At 75.2% G+C, this 13,952-nt stretch carries 14 protein-coding genes; 9 read left to right on the plus strand and 5 right to left on the minus strand.

Features of this window, described 5'->3' with window-relative positions:
- Positions 1 to 83: 83 nt before the first annotated feature.
- Complete coding sequence (locus ABZZ17_RS24425) at positions 84 to 794, plus strand: response regulator transcription factor (RefSeq protein ID WP_356878562.1); 711 nt, start codon at positions 84 to 86, stop codon at positions 792 to 794.
- Positions 795 to 884: 90 nt separating this feature from the next.
- Here ABZZ17_RS24425 and ABZZ17_RS24430 read toward each other — a convergent pair whose 3' ends face one another.
- Together ABZZ17_RS24430 and ABZZ17_RS24435 are read right to left on the minus strand one after the other, a co-directional pair.
- Positions 885 to 2,549 carry a hypothetical protein gene (locus ABZZ17_RS24430; RefSeq protein ID WP_356878476.1) on the minus strand — a complete coding sequence of 555 codons (1,665 nt, stop codon included), beginning with the start codon at positions 2,547 to 2,549 and terminating at the stop codon, positions 885 to 887.
- Positions 2,546 to 3,490 carry a LysR family transcriptional regulator gene (locus ABZZ17_RS24435; protein WP_356878478.1) on the minus strand — a complete coding sequence of 315 codons (945 nt, stop codon included), beginning with the start codon at positions 3,488 to 3,490 and terminating at the stop codon, positions 2,546 to 2,548. The genes ABZZ17_RS24430 and ABZZ17_RS24435 overlap by 4 nt, the downstream gene beginning before the upstream one ends.
- A gap of 71 nt (positions 3,491 to 3,561) precedes the next feature.
- Here ABZZ17_RS24435 and ABZZ17_RS24440 point away from each other — a divergent pair, with 71 nt between their 5' ends.
- Complete coding sequence (locus tag ABZZ17_RS24440; protein ID WP_356878480.1) at positions 3,562 to 4,560, plus strand: NAD-dependent epimerase/dehydratase family protein; 999 nt, start codon at positions 3,562 to 3,564, stop codon at positions 4,558 to 4,560.
- 79 nt (positions 4,561 to 4,639) lie between these two features.
- On the opposite strand, the gene ABZZ17_RS24445 is transcribed toward ABZZ17_RS24440, so the two are convergent.
- On the minus strand, positions 4,640 to 5,452 hold the full coding sequence (locus tag ABZZ17_RS24445) for a GntR family transcriptional regulator (RefSeq protein ID WP_356878482.1): 813 nt from the start codon (positions 5,450 to 5,452) through the stop codon (positions 4,640 to 4,642).
- 269 nt (positions 5,453 to 5,721) lie between these two features.
- On the opposite strand from ABZZ17_RS24445, the gene ABZZ17_RS24450 reads away from it, so the two are divergent.
- The 5 genes from ABZZ17_RS24450 to ABZZ17_RS24470 are packed head-to-tail and all read left to right on the plus strand — an operon-like array spanning position 5,722 to position 10,473.
- Positions 5,722 to 6,858, plus strand: coding sequence for an extracellular solute-binding protein (locus ABZZ17_RS24450; RefSeq protein WP_356878564.1), 1,137 nt, complete (start codon positions 5,722 to 5,724; stop codon positions 6,856 to 6,858).
- On the plus strand, positions 6,858 to 7,766 hold the full coding sequence (locus tag ABZZ17_RS24455) for an ABC transporter permease subunit (protein ID WP_356878484.1): 909 nt from the start codon (positions 6,858 to 6,860) through the stop codon (positions 7,764 to 7,766). The genes ABZZ17_RS24450 and ABZZ17_RS24455 overlap by 1 nt, the downstream gene beginning before the upstream one ends.
- A complete protein-coding gene (locus tag ABZZ17_RS24460) occupies positions 7,754 to 8,668 on the plus strand; it encodes an ABC transporter permease subunit (RefSeq protein WP_356878486.1) in 915 nt (304 codons plus the stop codon). Before ABZZ17_RS24455 ends, ABZZ17_RS24460 begins: the two co-directional genes overlap by 13 nt.
- Before the next feature lie 6 nt (positions 8,669 to 8,674).
- Positions 8,675 to 9,769, plus strand: a complete 1,095-nt coding sequence (locus ABZZ17_RS24465) for an ABC transporter ATP-binding protein (RefSeq protein ID WP_356878488.1) — start codon at positions 8,675 to 8,677, stop codon at positions 9,767 to 9,769.
- Positions 9,766 to 10,473 carry an HAD family phosphatase gene (locus ABZZ17_RS24470; protein ID WP_356878490.1) on the plus strand — a complete coding sequence of 236 codons (708 nt, stop codon included), beginning with the start codon at positions 9,766 to 9,768 and terminating at the stop codon, positions 10,471 to 10,473. The genes ABZZ17_RS24465 and ABZZ17_RS24470 overlap by 4 nt, the downstream gene beginning before the upstream one ends.
- On the opposite strand, the gene ABZZ17_RS24475 is transcribed toward ABZZ17_RS24470, so the two are convergent.
- A complete protein-coding gene (locus ABZZ17_RS24475) occupies positions 10,431 to 10,910 on the minus strand; it encodes a hypothetical protein (RefSeq protein ID WP_356878492.1) in 480 nt (159 codons plus the stop codon). The genes ABZZ17_RS24470 and ABZZ17_RS24475 overlap by 43 nt on opposite strands.
- A gap of 161 nt (positions 10,911 to 11,071) precedes the next feature.
- On the opposite strand from ABZZ17_RS24475, the gene ABZZ17_RS24480 reads away from it, so the two are divergent.
- Together ABZZ17_RS24480 and ABZZ17_RS24485 are read left to right on the plus strand one after the other, a co-directional pair.
- Positions 11,072 to 12,163 carry a DUF2330 domain-containing protein gene (locus tag ABZZ17_RS24480; RefSeq protein ID WP_356878494.1) on the plus strand — a complete coding sequence of 364 codons (1,092 nt, stop codon included), beginning with the start codon at positions 11,072 to 11,074 and terminating at the stop codon, positions 12,161 to 12,163.
- Between the two features lie 41 nt (positions 12,164 to 12,204).
- Positions 12,205 to 12,711 carry a GNAT family N-acetyltransferase gene (locus ABZZ17_RS24485; RefSeq protein WP_356878496.1) on the plus strand — a complete coding sequence of 169 codons (507 nt, stop codon included), beginning with the start codon at positions 12,205 to 12,207 and terminating at the stop codon, positions 12,709 to 12,711.
- 16 nt (positions 12,712 to 12,727) lie between these two features.
- Here the strand turns inward: ABZZ17_RS24485 and ABZZ17_RS24490 are convergent, their stop codons facing one another.
- Positions 12,728 to 13,801: a LacI family DNA-binding transcriptional regulator gene (locus ABZZ17_RS24490; RefSeq protein ID WP_356878498.1), complete on the minus strand. Its 1,074-nt coding sequence runs from the start codon at positions 13,799 to 13,801 to the stop codon at positions 12,728 to 12,730.
- Positions 13,802 to 13,952 lie beyond the last annotated feature (151 nt).

The raw sequence follows: 13,952 nt of genomic DNA on the forward strand, positions 1-13,952 counted from the left end.
GAACGGTTCCGGGAGCGGAGCCCCGTGCGGAGTCCCCTGCGGAGACCCGGCCGGGTACCGGGGAGGCGGCTCCCGCACCCCGGGTGGTGATCGCCGACGACCAGGAACTCGTGCGCACGGGCTTCCGGATGATCCTGACGGCCCGGGGCATCGACGTGGTGGGCGTCGCGGCCGACGGGGCCGAAGCGGTGGCCATGGCCCGCCGGCTGCGGCCCGACGTCGTGCTGCTCGACATCCGCATGCCGAACATGGACGGTCTCGAAGCCGCCCGGCGGATCCTCGCGGAGCTCCCCGCCTGCCGGGTGATCATGCTGACCACCTTCGACCTCGACCATTACGTGTACGCCGCCCTCGCCGCCGGCGCCAGCGGGTTCCTGCTCAAGGACGTCACGCCCGCACACCTGGCGGCCGCCGTACGGCTGGTGGGCACGGGCGACGCGCTGCTCTCGCCGTCGATCACCCGCCGCCTGGTGGAGAGGTGCGCCCCGGCCGCCGCACCACGGGCGGACGCGGCCCCGCACCGGGACCTCGCCGCGCTCACCCCGCGCGAGCGCGAGGTGCTGACGCTCCTGGGCCACGGTCTGTCCAACGCCGAACTGGCCCGGGAACTGACGCTCAGCGAAGCCACCGTGAAGACCCACGTGGCGCGGATCTTCGCCAAGCTGGCCCTGCGGGACCGGGCGCAGGCGGTGGTCCTGGCCTACGAGACCGGGCTGGTCACCCCCGGCGCCGTCAACCCGCCGTCACGCTCGGCTCCGGGGGAAGGAGGAACTCCTCCGGACGCCCTGGGGTGACGGGACCGTCGGCGGGCTCGAAGGTGTGCGCCGCGCGGATCCGGGACGCGGCGGCACCGGCCCTGAAGCACCGCCCCGGCCGGTCGCCGGTCAGGGCATCAGCTTCCGCATCGCGGCCGTCGGCAGCGCCGGGTTGGCGGCGGCCACCTCCGCCACGTACCGGTCGGGGCCGTCGAGCAGCGCGAGCAGTGCGGCCGTCGGCAGGGCGGGGTGGGCCGCCGCGTAGCGCCGGGCCTTCTCGTGGGCCAGACACGTCAGCAGCGCCGGGCCCGTCGCGTGGGGATGCTCCGCGACCGTCCGCAACGCCCGGCGCACGGGCGGGTCGTGGCGTGCGATGTCCTCCAACAGGGCGCCCGGGGCGTCCGGGTTGGCCGCGACCTGCGCGAGGACCTGTACGCCGAACCGCGCGACCGCGGCGCGCAGCCGGTCCTCGCCCAGGCCCGGGTGGGCGGCCACGGCCTTGACCACCTTCGCGTCGGGATCGGCTGCCAGGGCGTCGCGCACGTCCGGCGGCAGGTCGCGCCGCAGCGCCACGAGGACCCGCAGGCCCGCATCGGCCGATGCGGCGAGTTCCCGGACCTCGGCGGGGGAGGCGGCGGCGATCCGCGGCAGCGGCTCCCGGCCGAAGCCCGTTCCCCGGGCCAGGCGGGCCAGTACGTCCAGCGGTACGCGCGGATTCCGCAGCAGGGCCTGCCTGGTGTCGGGGTCCGGGCCGGCGGCCAGCTCCCGGATCAGGGCCTCGCCGGCATCCGGGTTCCCGGCCACGTCCCAGCGCACCCCGGGCACCGGGTCCCGGGCGAGCCGCGCGTACACCTCGGGGGGCAGCCCGGCGCGCCCGGCGACGGCCAGTCGCAGCAGCGCCGAGGGGTGGCCGGCGAAGCGGAGGACGGCGTCGGTGGGGGTGGCCGGGTTGGTCAGGGCCGCCTGCCACGTCTCGTGGACGGTCGACTGGTGGGAGCCGTCGCAGGCGGCGCCCGCCCGCAGCAGACAGTCGGGCCGGGGGCATTCCGGGTCGTGCGTGAAAGGCGTCGCCTCGTCGTCGCAGACCAGGCAGGAGGAGGCCGGGCGCAGCCCCTCTCCGGTGAGCAGGGCGGCCAGCAGGGCGGGGGGCACGGCCTCGTTGGCGGCCACCGCGCGCCGGACCTCGGCGTGCGGGTGGGCGACGAGCAGCGCCGCGGCCTCCGCGTCCGGGGTTCCCCATGCGGCCAGTTCGACGGCCACGTCCAGCTCGGGGTCGGCGGCCAGCGTCGCGCCCACGCCGGCCGGCAGGCCGGGGCAGCCGGCCAGTTTCACCCGGCGCTCGGGGTTCGGGTGCGCGGCGAGCAGGGCCGCCCACCACGGCGCGCCGGCGCCCTCGTCGAGCAGGGCGAGGGCGGCAGCCGGCCAGACGGCGGGATCGACGTCGGCGGCGTCCAGGTTGCCGCCGTAGGCCAGATGCACGCCGAGGGGCTCGTCGTGCGCGGCCAGGAGCAGCGCCTGGTCGCGGCGGAGACCCTCACGGCCGGCCAGTCGCGACGCGAGCCACTCCCGGTCCTCCGGGTCCTCCCGGTCCTCCGGGTCTTCTCGATCGTCCCGGTCAGGTACGTCGCTCCCGGCGGGCCCCGTCCCGTCGGGGCCGCCCGCACCGGGGGCGACGTCATGTGCGGTGCCTTCGGTCGCGGTGGGTGCGGAGCCGAGGGCGTGGGCGATCAGGCGGTCCACGAGCTCCGGAGGCAGGGCCGGATTGGTGGCCAGGCCGGGCAGCAGGTCCCTCACCGGACCACCGCCGGACCGCCCGCGCCCGCCCGGTCGGCCGCGCCCGCCGCCCCGGCCAGGGCCCCGGCCAGGGCGGCCGCGTACGGCTCGGGGTCGGGGCGGCGCGGGGTGACCACGCCGATGAGCCGGGCGGGGCGCGGGGGTGCGAGGGGGACGGCCGTCGTCCCCCCGGCCGGGGCCAGCGCGATGTGTGGGATCAGGGCGACGCCGACACCTGCCCCGACCAGCGTCTGGGCGAAGAAGTAGTCGGTGGTGGAGGCGGCGATCCGCGGCTCGAACCCGGCCTGTTCGGCGTACCGGCGCAGGTAGGCCTCCGTCTTGAGGCAGCCGAGCACCCAGCGGTCGGCGGCGAGTTCGGCCGGCTCCAGCGCCTCCCGGCCGGCGAACCGGTGGCCGGGCGGCAGGACCGCGTACAGCGGATCCTCCGTCAGCGGGAGCCAGTTCACCCCTGCCGCGCCCGACGTGCCGGACGGGCCGGAGGGCAGCGGTCCGTCGAAGCGGTAGGTCAGCGCGAGGTCCGCCGCACCGCCGCGCACCATCGGAAGTGCGTCTTCCGGTTCGGCCTCCAGAACGGTCAGCTCCACTTCGGGGTGCGCGGACACGAACGCGGTGAGGGCCTTCGGCAGCAGGTGGCGGCCCCCGCTGGTGAAGGTGGCCACCGTCAGCTTCGGCCGCCGGGCGGCGAGGCGGTCGATGCGGTGGCGCACCTGGTCGAGTTCGGCCTCGATCGTCCGGGCCGTCTCGGTGAGCAGCGCTCCCGCGGCGGTGAGTGTGACCCCGCGCGTACTGCGCACCGCGACCGGCCGGCCCAGCCCGCGTTCCAGGGAGGCGATGTGCTGGGAGACGGCCGAGGGCGTCAGACCCAGAGCGGAGGCGGCCCGGTTGAAGCTGCCGTGCTCGGCGACGGCCCGCAGTACGCGCAGCCGGTGCACATCGATCAACAGTTTTCCTTACGACGTGTTCAGCGACCGGTCCGTTCCGCTGCGGACGATATCCCGGCAGGGTCGACGGCATGGAACGCATTTTGGTCGTCGGCGGAAGCCGCTACTTCGGCAAGCACCTGGTCACGCTCCTGCGCGACGCCGGGAAAGAGGTCACGGTCCTCAACCGGGGCTCCGCCGCCCTCCCGCCCCCGGGGGTCGGCCGCCTCGTGGCCGACCGCGACGACGAGCGGCAGCTCCGGGAGGCGCTCGGTCCCCGTACCTTCGACGCCGTCGTCGACCAGGTCTGCTACACCCCGCAGCAGGCCGCCGTCGCCCGCCGCGTCTTCGCCGGGGGCCGTACCGGCCGCTACGTGATGACCTCGACGATGGAGGTGTACGACCCCGCCACCTTCCCGGCGGCCCCGGCCGGCCCCGCCCTCCTCCCCGCAGCGCCCGGCGGCGAGGGCGCCGTCCGGCCGCGGCCGCCCCGGGTCCCGGTCGCGGAGGACACCCTCGACCTGACGCGCCTCGCGGCGGGGGCCGGCGCGGGCCTGCCCTCCGGTCCCGCGGCCGCCTACGCCGAGGGCAAGAGGCGGGCGGAGGCCGTGTTCCTGCGCGATCCGGCCTTCCCGTACGTCAGCGTCCGCTCCGCGCACGTCCTGGGCGGCGGCCGGGCGGAGTTCACCGGGCGGCTCGCGCACTACGTCGAGCGGATCGGGGCCGGGCTGCCGGTCGACGTGCACGAACGGCCGTACCCGACCTCCTTCGTCCACCACCGGGAGATCGCGGAGTTCCTGGCCTGGGCCGCGGCCGGGACCTTCACCGGTCCGGTCAACGCGAGTTCCCACGGGGCGCTGACCGTCACCCGGCTCTGCGAGCTGGTCGCCGTCCGGGCCGGGCGTCCGCCGCGCTACCGCACCGTGCCGCAGGGGCAGCAGGCGTCCCCGTTCTCCTTCGACCGGCCGTACGCCCTGGACAACGGCCGCGCCGTGCGGCTCGGCTTCCCCTTCACCCGCACCGAGGACTGGCTGCCGGAGGCGATCGACGAAGCCGCGGCGGCCACGGACCCGGCCGCGCCCGCCCCCTGACGGCGCGCCAGGCCGGACCAGACCGGGCCAGGCCGGGCCGGTCCGGCCCCGGCCCCGGCCACGGCTCGGCGTCCCTCGCTCAGCGTTCGGTGCCGGGGTGTGCGCCGGGGTGCCGCTCCAGTGGGGTTGCTACTGCCGAGTTGCTCACACTGAAGGTGACGCTCCCGGCCCGGTAGCGGTCGTCGGACCACTCGATCGGGCGTCCGGTGCGGGTGGCCGACACGTGCCGCTGGCGCAGCAGCGGGCTGCCCCGCCGGATCGCGAGCAGCCGGGCGTCCTCGCTGCCCGCCGGGAGGGCGTCGATGAGGTGCTCCCCGTAGTGGGCCTCGACCCCGGCGTCCGCCGCCAGACTGTCCATCACCGAACGGCAGTCCTCCGGCAGGGCCTCCACGGCCGCCGCGACCCAGTCGGCGTACGCGGTCCGCTCGACCATCGTGGGCTCGCCGTCGAGCAGGCGCAGCCGCAGCACGGCCAGGACCTCCGTACCCGGTGCGAGGGCGAGGCGGTCCGCCTCCTCGGCGGTGGCGGCCCGGCGGGTCCGGGACAGGAACCGGCTGCGGACCTCCTGGCCGATCCCCTCGGCCCACTGCGCGAAGCTGGTCAGCTCGCCGAAGCTGTGCCGCCGTTCCTGGCGCAGGACGATCCTGCGGGCGCCCTGGCTGGAGCCGACGAGCCCGTCGGCGGCGAGCGTGGCGACGGCCTGGCGGACCGTGCCCCGCGAGGCGGACCAGTGTGCGGCCAGGTCGCTCTCCGACGGCAGCCGGGCGCCGACCGGGTAGGCGCCGGAGAGGATCTGGCGCCGCAGCGCCTCCGCGATCTCCAGGTAGCGGGCCGTCGCCGGACCGGTCCCGGATCCGGGCCCCGTACCGCTTCCCGTCGTGCTGTTCCCCATGCCGTTCCCCTGCCGCCGACGCGTCCGGCCCCCTGGGCCGCGATCATCATCGATGATCATCCGGGCCCGGTCTGTCACGACCCCTTTCGGTCATTCTCTTGTCTTCGTCGAAGCGTGCTCCGACGGACCGCCGCCGTTCACCGTCCGTACAGCGCGCCCGGGCGAACTGGAGCCAACTTGTTCAGACAAGTGATGCCTGGCAAGTGAAACCCCCTTCGTCTCCGGGAGAGACCGTGCTCAGTTCCTCCGCCCGTCGCGGCGCGGCCGTACTGCTCAGTGCCGCCGTGCTCACCACGCTCAGCGCGTGCGGCGCAGCGCCCGATCCGCAGCAGCCCGCCGGTGCCGCCGGCGAGGCCAAGGGCAGCGCCCGGCCGGGCACCGCGACCTCGCTCGCCGATCTGGGCGGCCTGGAGGCCCTCGTCGCGGCCGCCGAGAAGGAAGGGCAGCTGAACGTCATCGCGCTGCCGCCGGACTGGGCGAACTACGGCGAGATGATCAAGGCCTTCCAGGCCAAGTACCCCAAGATCAAGATCAACAGCGAGAACCCCGACGCCTCCAGCGCCGACGAGATCGCGGCCGTGAAGTCCCGCAAGGGCCAGGACCGCGCCCCCGACGTCCTCGACCTGGGCATCGCCTTCGCCCGCAGCGGAGCCGCCGAGAACCTCTTCGCCCCGTACAAGGTCGCCGCCTGGGACAAGATCCCCGCCTCCCAGAAGGACGCGGACGGCCGCTGGTACAACGACTACGGCGGCTACGTCTCCATCGGCTGCGACGCCGCCCGCGTCCCCACCTGCCCGCAGACCTTCGCGGACCTCCTCAAGCCCGAGTACAAGGGCAAGGTCGCCCTCAACGGCAACCCCACCAAGTCGGGCTCCGCCTTCGGCGGCGTGTACGCGGCCGCGCTGGCCAACAAGGGCTCCTTCGCGGACATCCAGCCCGGCATCGACTTCTTCGGGCAGCTGCGCAAGAGCGGCAACTTCATCCCCGTCGAGTCCACCCCGGCCACCGTCGAGAAGGGCGAGACGCCCATCTCCATCGACTGGGACTACCTCAACGCCGGCTACGCCGAGCAGTTCAAGGGCAAGGGCGTCGACTGGAAGGTCGCCGTCCCCACCGACGGCGTCTTCGCCCAGTACTACTCCCAGGCCATCAACAAGGACGCCCCCCACCCGGCGGCCTCCCGCCTGTGGATGGAGTTCCTGTACGGCACCGAGGGCCAGAACATCTGGCTCAAGGGCCACGCCCGCCCCGTCCTGCTCCCCGGCATGACCCAGGACGGCACCGCCGACAAGGCCGCCGTCGCCGCGCTCCCGCAGGTCCAGGGCACCCCGTCCTTCCCCGCCTCGGCCGAGCTCGACCAGGCCAAGGCCACCCTCGCCGAGAAGTGGGACAAGGCCCTCAGCTGATGTCCGCCCCCACCACCTCCCCCCTCCCGACGGGGACCGCCGGCGGCACCACCACCCCCCGCCGGCGGCGCGGCCCGCGCACCTGGCTCGCCGTCCTCCCCCTCCTCGCCTTCACCGGGCTCTGCTTCGGCATCCCGCTCGGCGCCATCGCCTTCGGCGCGGTCACCAGCACCGACCCGGCCACCGGCGCCACCCGGGCCACCGGAGAGCACCTCGCGCGTTCCCTCCAGGGCCCCTACCTCGGCTCGCTCGTCGGCAGCGTCCAGCTCTCCGCCCTGACCGCACTCCTCGGCGCGGTGCTCGGCGTGCTCATCGCCCAGGCCCTGGTCACCTCGCGCTCCACCGCCCTGCGCTCCGCCGCCCTGACGGCCTCGGGAGTCCTCGCCAACTTCGGCGGCGTACCGCTCGCCTTCGCGTTCATCGCCACCGCCGGCATCTCCGGAGTCGTCACCCAGCTCGCCGACCTCACCGGCCTCGGCTGGAACCTGTACTCCTTCACCGGTCTCACCGTGGTCTACCTGTACTTCCTGACCCCGCTGATGGTCCTCGTGACCGTCCCCGCACTGGACGGACTGCGCCCCCAGTGGCGCGAGGCCGCCCAGAACAGCGGGGCCACCGCCGGCCAGTTCTGGCGCCACGTGGGCATCCCGGTGCTGGCGCCCTCCCTGCTCGGCGGGTTCGTCCTCCTCTTCGGCACCGCCTTCGCCGCCCACGCCACGGCGGCGGCCCTCGTCGGCGGCTCGGTCCCGCTGGTCACCCTGAAGATCGCGGACGCGCTCTCCGGCAACGTCCTCACCGGACAGGAGAACGTGGCGCTCGCGCTCGGCCTCGACATGATCCTGATCGCCGGCCTGGTCATGGCGGTCTACCTGCCCCTCCAGCGACGGAGCGCCCGATGGCTGCGATGACCCCGACCGTGCCCCGGACGGACGAAGGCGCCGTGACCGCCCCCGAGCCCCGCGCGAAGGCGCGCCGCCCCCGGCCACGGGTCTGGCGCGGAGCCGTACTCGGCCTCGCCGCCGCCTACTTCCTGCTCCCGCTCGTCGCCTCCTTCGTCTTCACCGTGCACGTCCCCGGCCAGGGCGTCACCTTCGAGGCCTACACCGAACTGCTCGCCGCCGAGGGGTTCACCGAGAGCCTGCTGCTCTCCCTCGGCCTGGCGGCCGCCACCATCGCCCTGTCCCTGCTGCTGGCGGTGCCCGCGCTGGTCGCCGTGCGCATCGGCTCGCCCCGGCTGCGCCCGGTCGTCGAGGTGATGTGCATGCTGCCCCTCGTCGTGCCGCCCATCGCGCTGGTCACCGGGATCACCACCGTGCTGCGCTGGGGGCCCGAGCACCTCTCGCGGACCCCGCTGTACCAGACCTTCATCGCCGTCCAGAACGAGAAGTTCCCCTTCGTCCTGGTCCTCGCCTACACGGTGCTGGCGCTGCCCTTCGTCTACCGCTCCCTCGACGCGGGCCTGCGCGCCGTCGACGTCCCGACCCTGACCGAGGCCGCCCGCAGCTGCGGCGCGAGCTGGCCGTACGTCGTCGTGCGCGTCCTGCTGCCCAACCTGCGGGCCTCCCTCGCCGGAGCGGCCTTCCTCACCCTGGCACTCGTCCTCGGCGAGTTCACCATCGCCTCGCTCCTCGGCTTCCGGCCCTTCGCCGTGTGGATCGTGACGATCTCCGGAGCCCAGGCCCGGATGTCGGTGGCCGTCTCCGTCCTCAGCCTCCTCATCACCTGGCTGCTGCTGCTCCTCCTCTCGCGGGCCGGAACGAACGCCCCCAGCGCGTCCCCCGCCCCCGCCCCCTCCCGCAAGGAGTCCTGACCCCCCATGTCCACCACCCCTGCCGAGGCCGGGACGCCGGCGGACCGCGGCGCCCCCGCGGGCGCCCTCGTCGAATTCCGCAACCTGCGCCGGGCGTTCGGCTCCACCGTCGCCCTCGACGGCCTCGACCTGACCGCCCGCCCCGGCGAACTCCTCGCCCTCCTCGGCCCCTCCGGCTGCGGCAAGACCACCGCGCTGCGCGTCCTCGCGGGCTTCGAGCAGCCCGACTCCGGCGAGGTCCTCGTCGACGGGGAGGACATCACCCGGGTCCCGGCCAACCGCCGCGACGCCGGCATGGTCTTCCAGTCGTACAGCCTCTTCCCGAACCTCACCGCCCGCGAGAACGTCGCCTTCGGCCTGCGGGTGCGCAAGGTCCCCGCCGTCCGGCGCCGCGAGCGCGCGGCCGAACTCCTCGACCTGGTAGGCCTCCCCGCCCACGGCGACCGCTACCCCCACCAGATGTCCGGCGGCCAGCAACAGCGCGTCGCCCTCGCCCGCGCCCTCGCCCTGCGCCCCCGCGTCCTGCTCCTCGACGAACCGCTGTCCGCCCTGGACGCCAAGGTCCGGGCCAATCTGCGCGACGAGATCCGCCGCCTCCAGCTCTCCCTCGGCATCACCACCGTGTTCGTCACCCACGACCAGGAGGAGGCCCTCTCCATGGCCGACCGGGTCGCCGTGCTGAACGCCGGAAGGCTGGAGCAGTGCGCCGCCCCCGCCGAGCTGTACGACCGGCCCGCGACGCCGTTCGTCGCCGAGTTCGTCGGCACCATGAACCGGCTCCCGGGCCGCCTCGGCGACGGCGGCCTCGTCGAGGTCGCCGGCACCCGGCTGCCGGTCGACGGCCCCGTACCCGCCACCCCGGACGTCGAGGTCCTCGTCCGCCCCGAGAACGTCACCGTGGCCGCCGACGCCGACGGCACCGCCGCCGTGGTGTCGGCCTCCTTCTTCGGCTCCGTCACCCGGCTCCACCTCGACCTGCCCGGCGGCAGCCGCGTCAAGGCCGACCTGCCCTCCCGGGACGCCGGGGCGCTCGGACCCGGAGCCCGGGCCACCGTCGGCCTGACCGAGCGGCCCGTCCTCGTCGTGGCGAGGACCGCGTGAGCGCGCCCGCCGCCGTGCTCTTCGACATGGACGGCACCCTCGTCGACACCGAAGTGCTGTGGTGGCGGACGACCGAGGAGGTCGCCGGCCAGCTCGGCCACCGGCTCGGTCCCGCGGACGCCCCCGAGGTCGTCGGCCGGGCCGTCCAGGACACGGCAGGACACCTCGTACGGCTCACCGGCGGCGCGGCGGACCCGGGCGCGGTCGCCGCTTCCCTCACCGACGGCTTCTTCCGCCGGGTCGCGGCCGGCGCCCCGCTGCGCCCCGGCGCCCGCCGGCTGCTCGCCGAACTCGCAGCCCGGGCCGTGCCCTTCGCCCTGGTCAGCGCCTCACCGCGGGTGGTGGTCGACGAGGTGGTCGGGGGCGCGCTGGCCCACGTCCCCTTCGCCTTCACCCTCTCCGCCGACGACACCGAACGGACCAAACCGCACCCCGACCCGTACCGGGAGGCCGCCGCACGGCTCGGCCTGACCCCCGGCGAGTGCGTCGCCGTGGAGGACTCCCCGGACGGCGCGGCCTCCGCGGAAGCGGCCGGCTGCGCGGTCCTGGTGGTGCCCTCGCTGCTCGACGTACCGCACTCGCCGGCCCGGACCTTCGCCGGCTCCCTGGAGGACGTCACCCCGGACCTGCTGCACGCCTGCCTGCGACCCGCCCCCGGGGATCAGGCGCACAGGTCGAGCAGTGCCAGGATCCCGTCGGCGTAGGCGGCGGCCACCGAACCCGGGGCCGCCGCCCGTTCGCGGCGCAGCCCCGGCAGGCCCGTACGGACGAAGGCGGCGCACTGCCCGTACAGCCCCGCCTCGTGCGAGGAGCCGTCGTCCTCGGTGTTCAGGAACGACAGCAGCGTCCACAGCAGCGCCTCGCGGGTCGCCAGCCGGGGCGGCCCGGCCGCCCACACGGCCATCAGCACCCCGCACGCGGCGGGGGCCGGCGGCCACAGCTTCGGCCCGGAGAACACGTGGCCCTGCAGGGCGTGGAAGGCCGCCGGATGCCCTTCGGCGGCATCCCACAGCATGTCCTCCAGATGCCCCGCCGGGCGGCCGCAGCCGCACTCGATGGAACCCCAGTCGTGCCGGTCGATCTCGGCGCTCACGGCGTCGGGGACCAGGGGGCTGCTGCGCGGCTTGTCCTTCCCTCTCATGAGCCCTAAGTATGGGATCAGCCGGGGCCCGGGCGGTCCGGCCGCGGCCACTCCACGGGCACGGATCGGCCGCAGTTTGATGACGACGCCCCTGATGGCGGGCTCACGGCGGGGTGCCGGGCGGCGGGAACCGGGCGGCGCGCGGTGTCGTCCCCTCACCCGTGTGGACCAAACGAAGGATCCCGGCCCTGCTGTTCGCCCTGTTCCTGACCCAGGCGGGCGCCCTGATCAGCCCCGCCTACGCCTGCGGCTGCGGGGCGATGGTGCCCGGCGACGCGGCCCGGATCGGGGTCGACCGCGAGGCCTCCGTCGTGCGCTGGGACGGCCGTACCGAAGAGATCGTCATGCGGTTCACCGTCGGCGGCGACGCCCGCGAGGCGGCCTGGATCATGCCCGTTCCCGGACGGGCGACCGTACGGCTCGGGGACGCCGGCCTCTTCCCCGAACTGGCCGACCTGACCCGCCCGGAGCACCGGACCCGCGGCTACTTCTGGCCGCGCGACAAGGACTGGCCCTTCTCCTCCGGAGGCCGTGACACCGTCGGCGGCGCCGCCCCCGGCGCCGGAAACCCCTCGGTCGGCGTCGTCGGCCGGGAACGGCTCGGCGACTTCGACGTGGCCCGGCTCACCGCCACCGACCCCGACGCCCTGCGCTCCTGGCTGGAGTCCAACGGCTTCGAACTGCCCGACCGGCTCGCCACCGAGGTCAAACCGTACGTCGACCAGCGGTGGGAGTACGTCGCCGTCCGCCTCGCCCCGAAGGAGCCGGGCCGCACCCTGCGCGGCGACCTCGACCCGCTGCGGATCAGCTTCGACAGCGACCGGCTCGTCTACCCGATGCGGCTCTCCCGGATGGCCCGCACCCCCCAGTCGCTCGGCCTGTACGTCCTCGCCGCCCACCGCATGGAACCGCGCTCCCCGATCGGCGGCGCGACACCCGAGGTGACCTTCGCCGGAACCGTCACCCCGGAGGGGCCGCTGGCCGAACTCGCCGGGACCGCGCCCCTCTTCCTCACCGCGATCGAGCAGCGGTTCCCGCGGCCCGAACGCATCGACGGGGACCACGAACTGCGCGCCACCGCCGAGGACACCCCCTACCGGAGGATCGTCCACCACGACGAGCTCCTCACCGCGGGCGGCGTCCCCGTCTGGCTGCTCACCGTCGCCGGCGCCCTGACCGCGGCCGTCGCCGCCACCGCGGCCCTCCTCCGCCGGCGCCGCACCCGCGCGGGGACGGCGGTTCCGCAGGGATAATGCCCTGGCACGAGGGGCCCGCCCCCGGGGACACTGGTCCGATGCGCATACGAGCAGCGGTCCTCGCGGACCTACCGGTCTGCCAGGACATCGAACGGGCCGCCGGGGCGTGCTTCCGGGACATCGGAATGGCCGCCGTCGCCGACGACGAACCGCTCCCCCTGGAAGAGCTCGCCCGCTACGGCGACGCCGGACTGGCCTGGGTGGCCACCGGCCCGGACGGCCGTCCGGTGGCCTACCTCCTCGCCGAACCGGTCGACGGCGCCCTCCACGTCGAGCAGGTGTCGGTGCACCCCGGCAGCTCCCGCCGGGGCGTGGGCCGGGCCCTGCTGGAGCACGCCGGACTGCGGGCGGCCGCCCGCGGGGACCGCGCGCTCACCCTGACCACCTTCGAGGCCGTGCCCTGGAACGCCCCCTACTACCTCCGCTGCGGGTTCCGGATCCTGGCCGAGGACGAACTCACCCCGGGCCTGGTGGAGATCCGGCGCCAGGAGGCCGCCCACGGCCTGGACCGCTGGCCGCGCGTCTGCATGGTCCGGCCCCTGTGAAGGGCCGCAGCCGGGTTCAGGCCGAGGCGCGCCGCACCAGCGTCGTCGGCGTGATCACCGAGCGGGGGACCGGGCCGGCGGCCCGCCGGTCCTCCAGGGACCGCAGCAGCAGCCGGGCCATCAGCCGGCCCATGCCCTCGATGTCCTGACGCACCGTCGTCAGGGGCGGATCGGTGGTCTCCGCCACCGACTCGGCGTCGTCGAAGCCGACCAGTGCCACGTCCTCGGGGACCCGGCGGCCCCGGGCGCGCAGCACCTCCAGCGCGCCCGTCGCCATGAGGTCGTTCGCGGCGAACACGGCGTCCAGGCCGGGCCTGCGGTCCAGGAGTCCGGCCATCGCCAGGGCCCCGCCCGCGGCGGTGAAGTCCCCGTCGGCCAGCAGCCCGGGATCCGCCCCGGGCAGCACGTCCAGGTACCCGTCCAGCCGGTCGGTCGCCGAGGTCTGGTCACGCGGCCCGGCGATGTGCGCGATCCGCCGCCGGCCCAGGTCCAGCAGGTGCCGTACGGCCTCGCGCGCGCCCCCGCGGTTGTCCGCGTCCACGTACGCGACGCCGCCGTGGGTGCCTGTGGCGTCCGGGCCGTCGGTCCAGCCCGGCCGGCCGCCGTAGACGGTCGGCAGGCCGATGCGCCGGGTGATCGAGGGCAGGGGGTCGTCGGTGTGCAGGGAGAAGGCCAGGGCGCCGTCGACGTGCCCGCCGGCCAGGTAGCGTTCGATCCGCTCGTAGTCCCGCTGGTCCTCCACCAGCAGGAGTACCAACTGGGCGTCGTGCGCGGTGAGTTCCCTGCTGATGCCGCGGACCTGGCGGGAGAAGAACGGATCGGAGAAGATCCGGATCTCCGGCTCCGCGATGATCACCGCGATGGCTCCGGTGCGCCGCGTGACCAGGGTGCGGGCGGCCGGATTGGGTACGTAGCCCAGTTCGCGGACGGCCTCCTCGACCTTCTCCACCAGGTGCGGACGGACCCCTTCGCCTCCGTTGACGACGCGGGACGCGGTGGCCCGGGAGACGCCTGCGTGCGCGGCGACGGCTTCCAGAGTGGGGCGGCCGCCGGGGGCCGGCCGGGGGGCCGCGGAAAGCTGATCGGGCACGGATGGTCCTCCTGCCTCTGCGGGGGCGCTCGCCTCGCCGGGCAGCAGGGTAACCCTTGCCGCCGGGGCCCGAGCGGGCCCCGGCGGCAAGGGGGCCGATACCGGCCGGTGCCGGCGGCGGACCGCCGGGAGCACTGCGGCAGGCTTACCG

This window comes from Streptomyces sp. NPDC006512 (assembly GCF_040611935.1).
Lineage (GTDB): Bacteria > Actinomycetota > Actinomycetes > Streptomycetales > Streptomycetaceae > Streptomyces.

What these genes read in the sequence shown, in the direction of transcription:
- ABZZ17_RS24455 (WP_356878484.1), top strand. Translation starts at nt 6,858, where the DNA reads ATGTCCGCCCCCACCACCTCCCCCCTCCCGACGGGGACCGCCGGCGGC.
- ABZZ17_RS24475 (WP_356878492.1), bottom strand. Translation starts at nt 10,910, where the DNA reads ATGAGAGGGAAGGACAAGCCGCGCAGCAGCCCCCTGGTCCCCGACGCC.
- ABZZ17_RS24460 (WP_356878486.1), top strand. Translation starts at nt 7,754, where the DNA reads ATGGCTGCGATGACCCCGACCGTGCCCCGGACGGACGAAGGCGCCGTG.
- ABZZ17_RS24485 (WP_356878496.1), top strand. Translation starts at nt 12,205, where the DNA reads ATGCGCATACGAGCAGCGGTCCTCGCGGACCTACCGGTCTGCCAGGAC.
- ABZZ17_RS24465 (WP_356878488.1), top strand. Translation starts at nt 8,675, where the DNA reads ATGTCCACCACCCCTGCCGAGGCCGGGACGCCGGCGGACCGCGGCGCC.
- ABZZ17_RS24445 (WP_356878482.1), bottom strand. Translation starts at nt 5,452, where the DNA reads ATGGGGAACAGCACGACGGGAAGCGGTACGGGGCCCGGATCCGGGACC.
- ABZZ17_RS24440 (WP_356878480.1), top strand. Translation starts at nt 3,562, where the DNA reads ATGGAACGCATTTTGGTCGTCGGCGGAAGCCGCTACTTCGGCAAGCAC.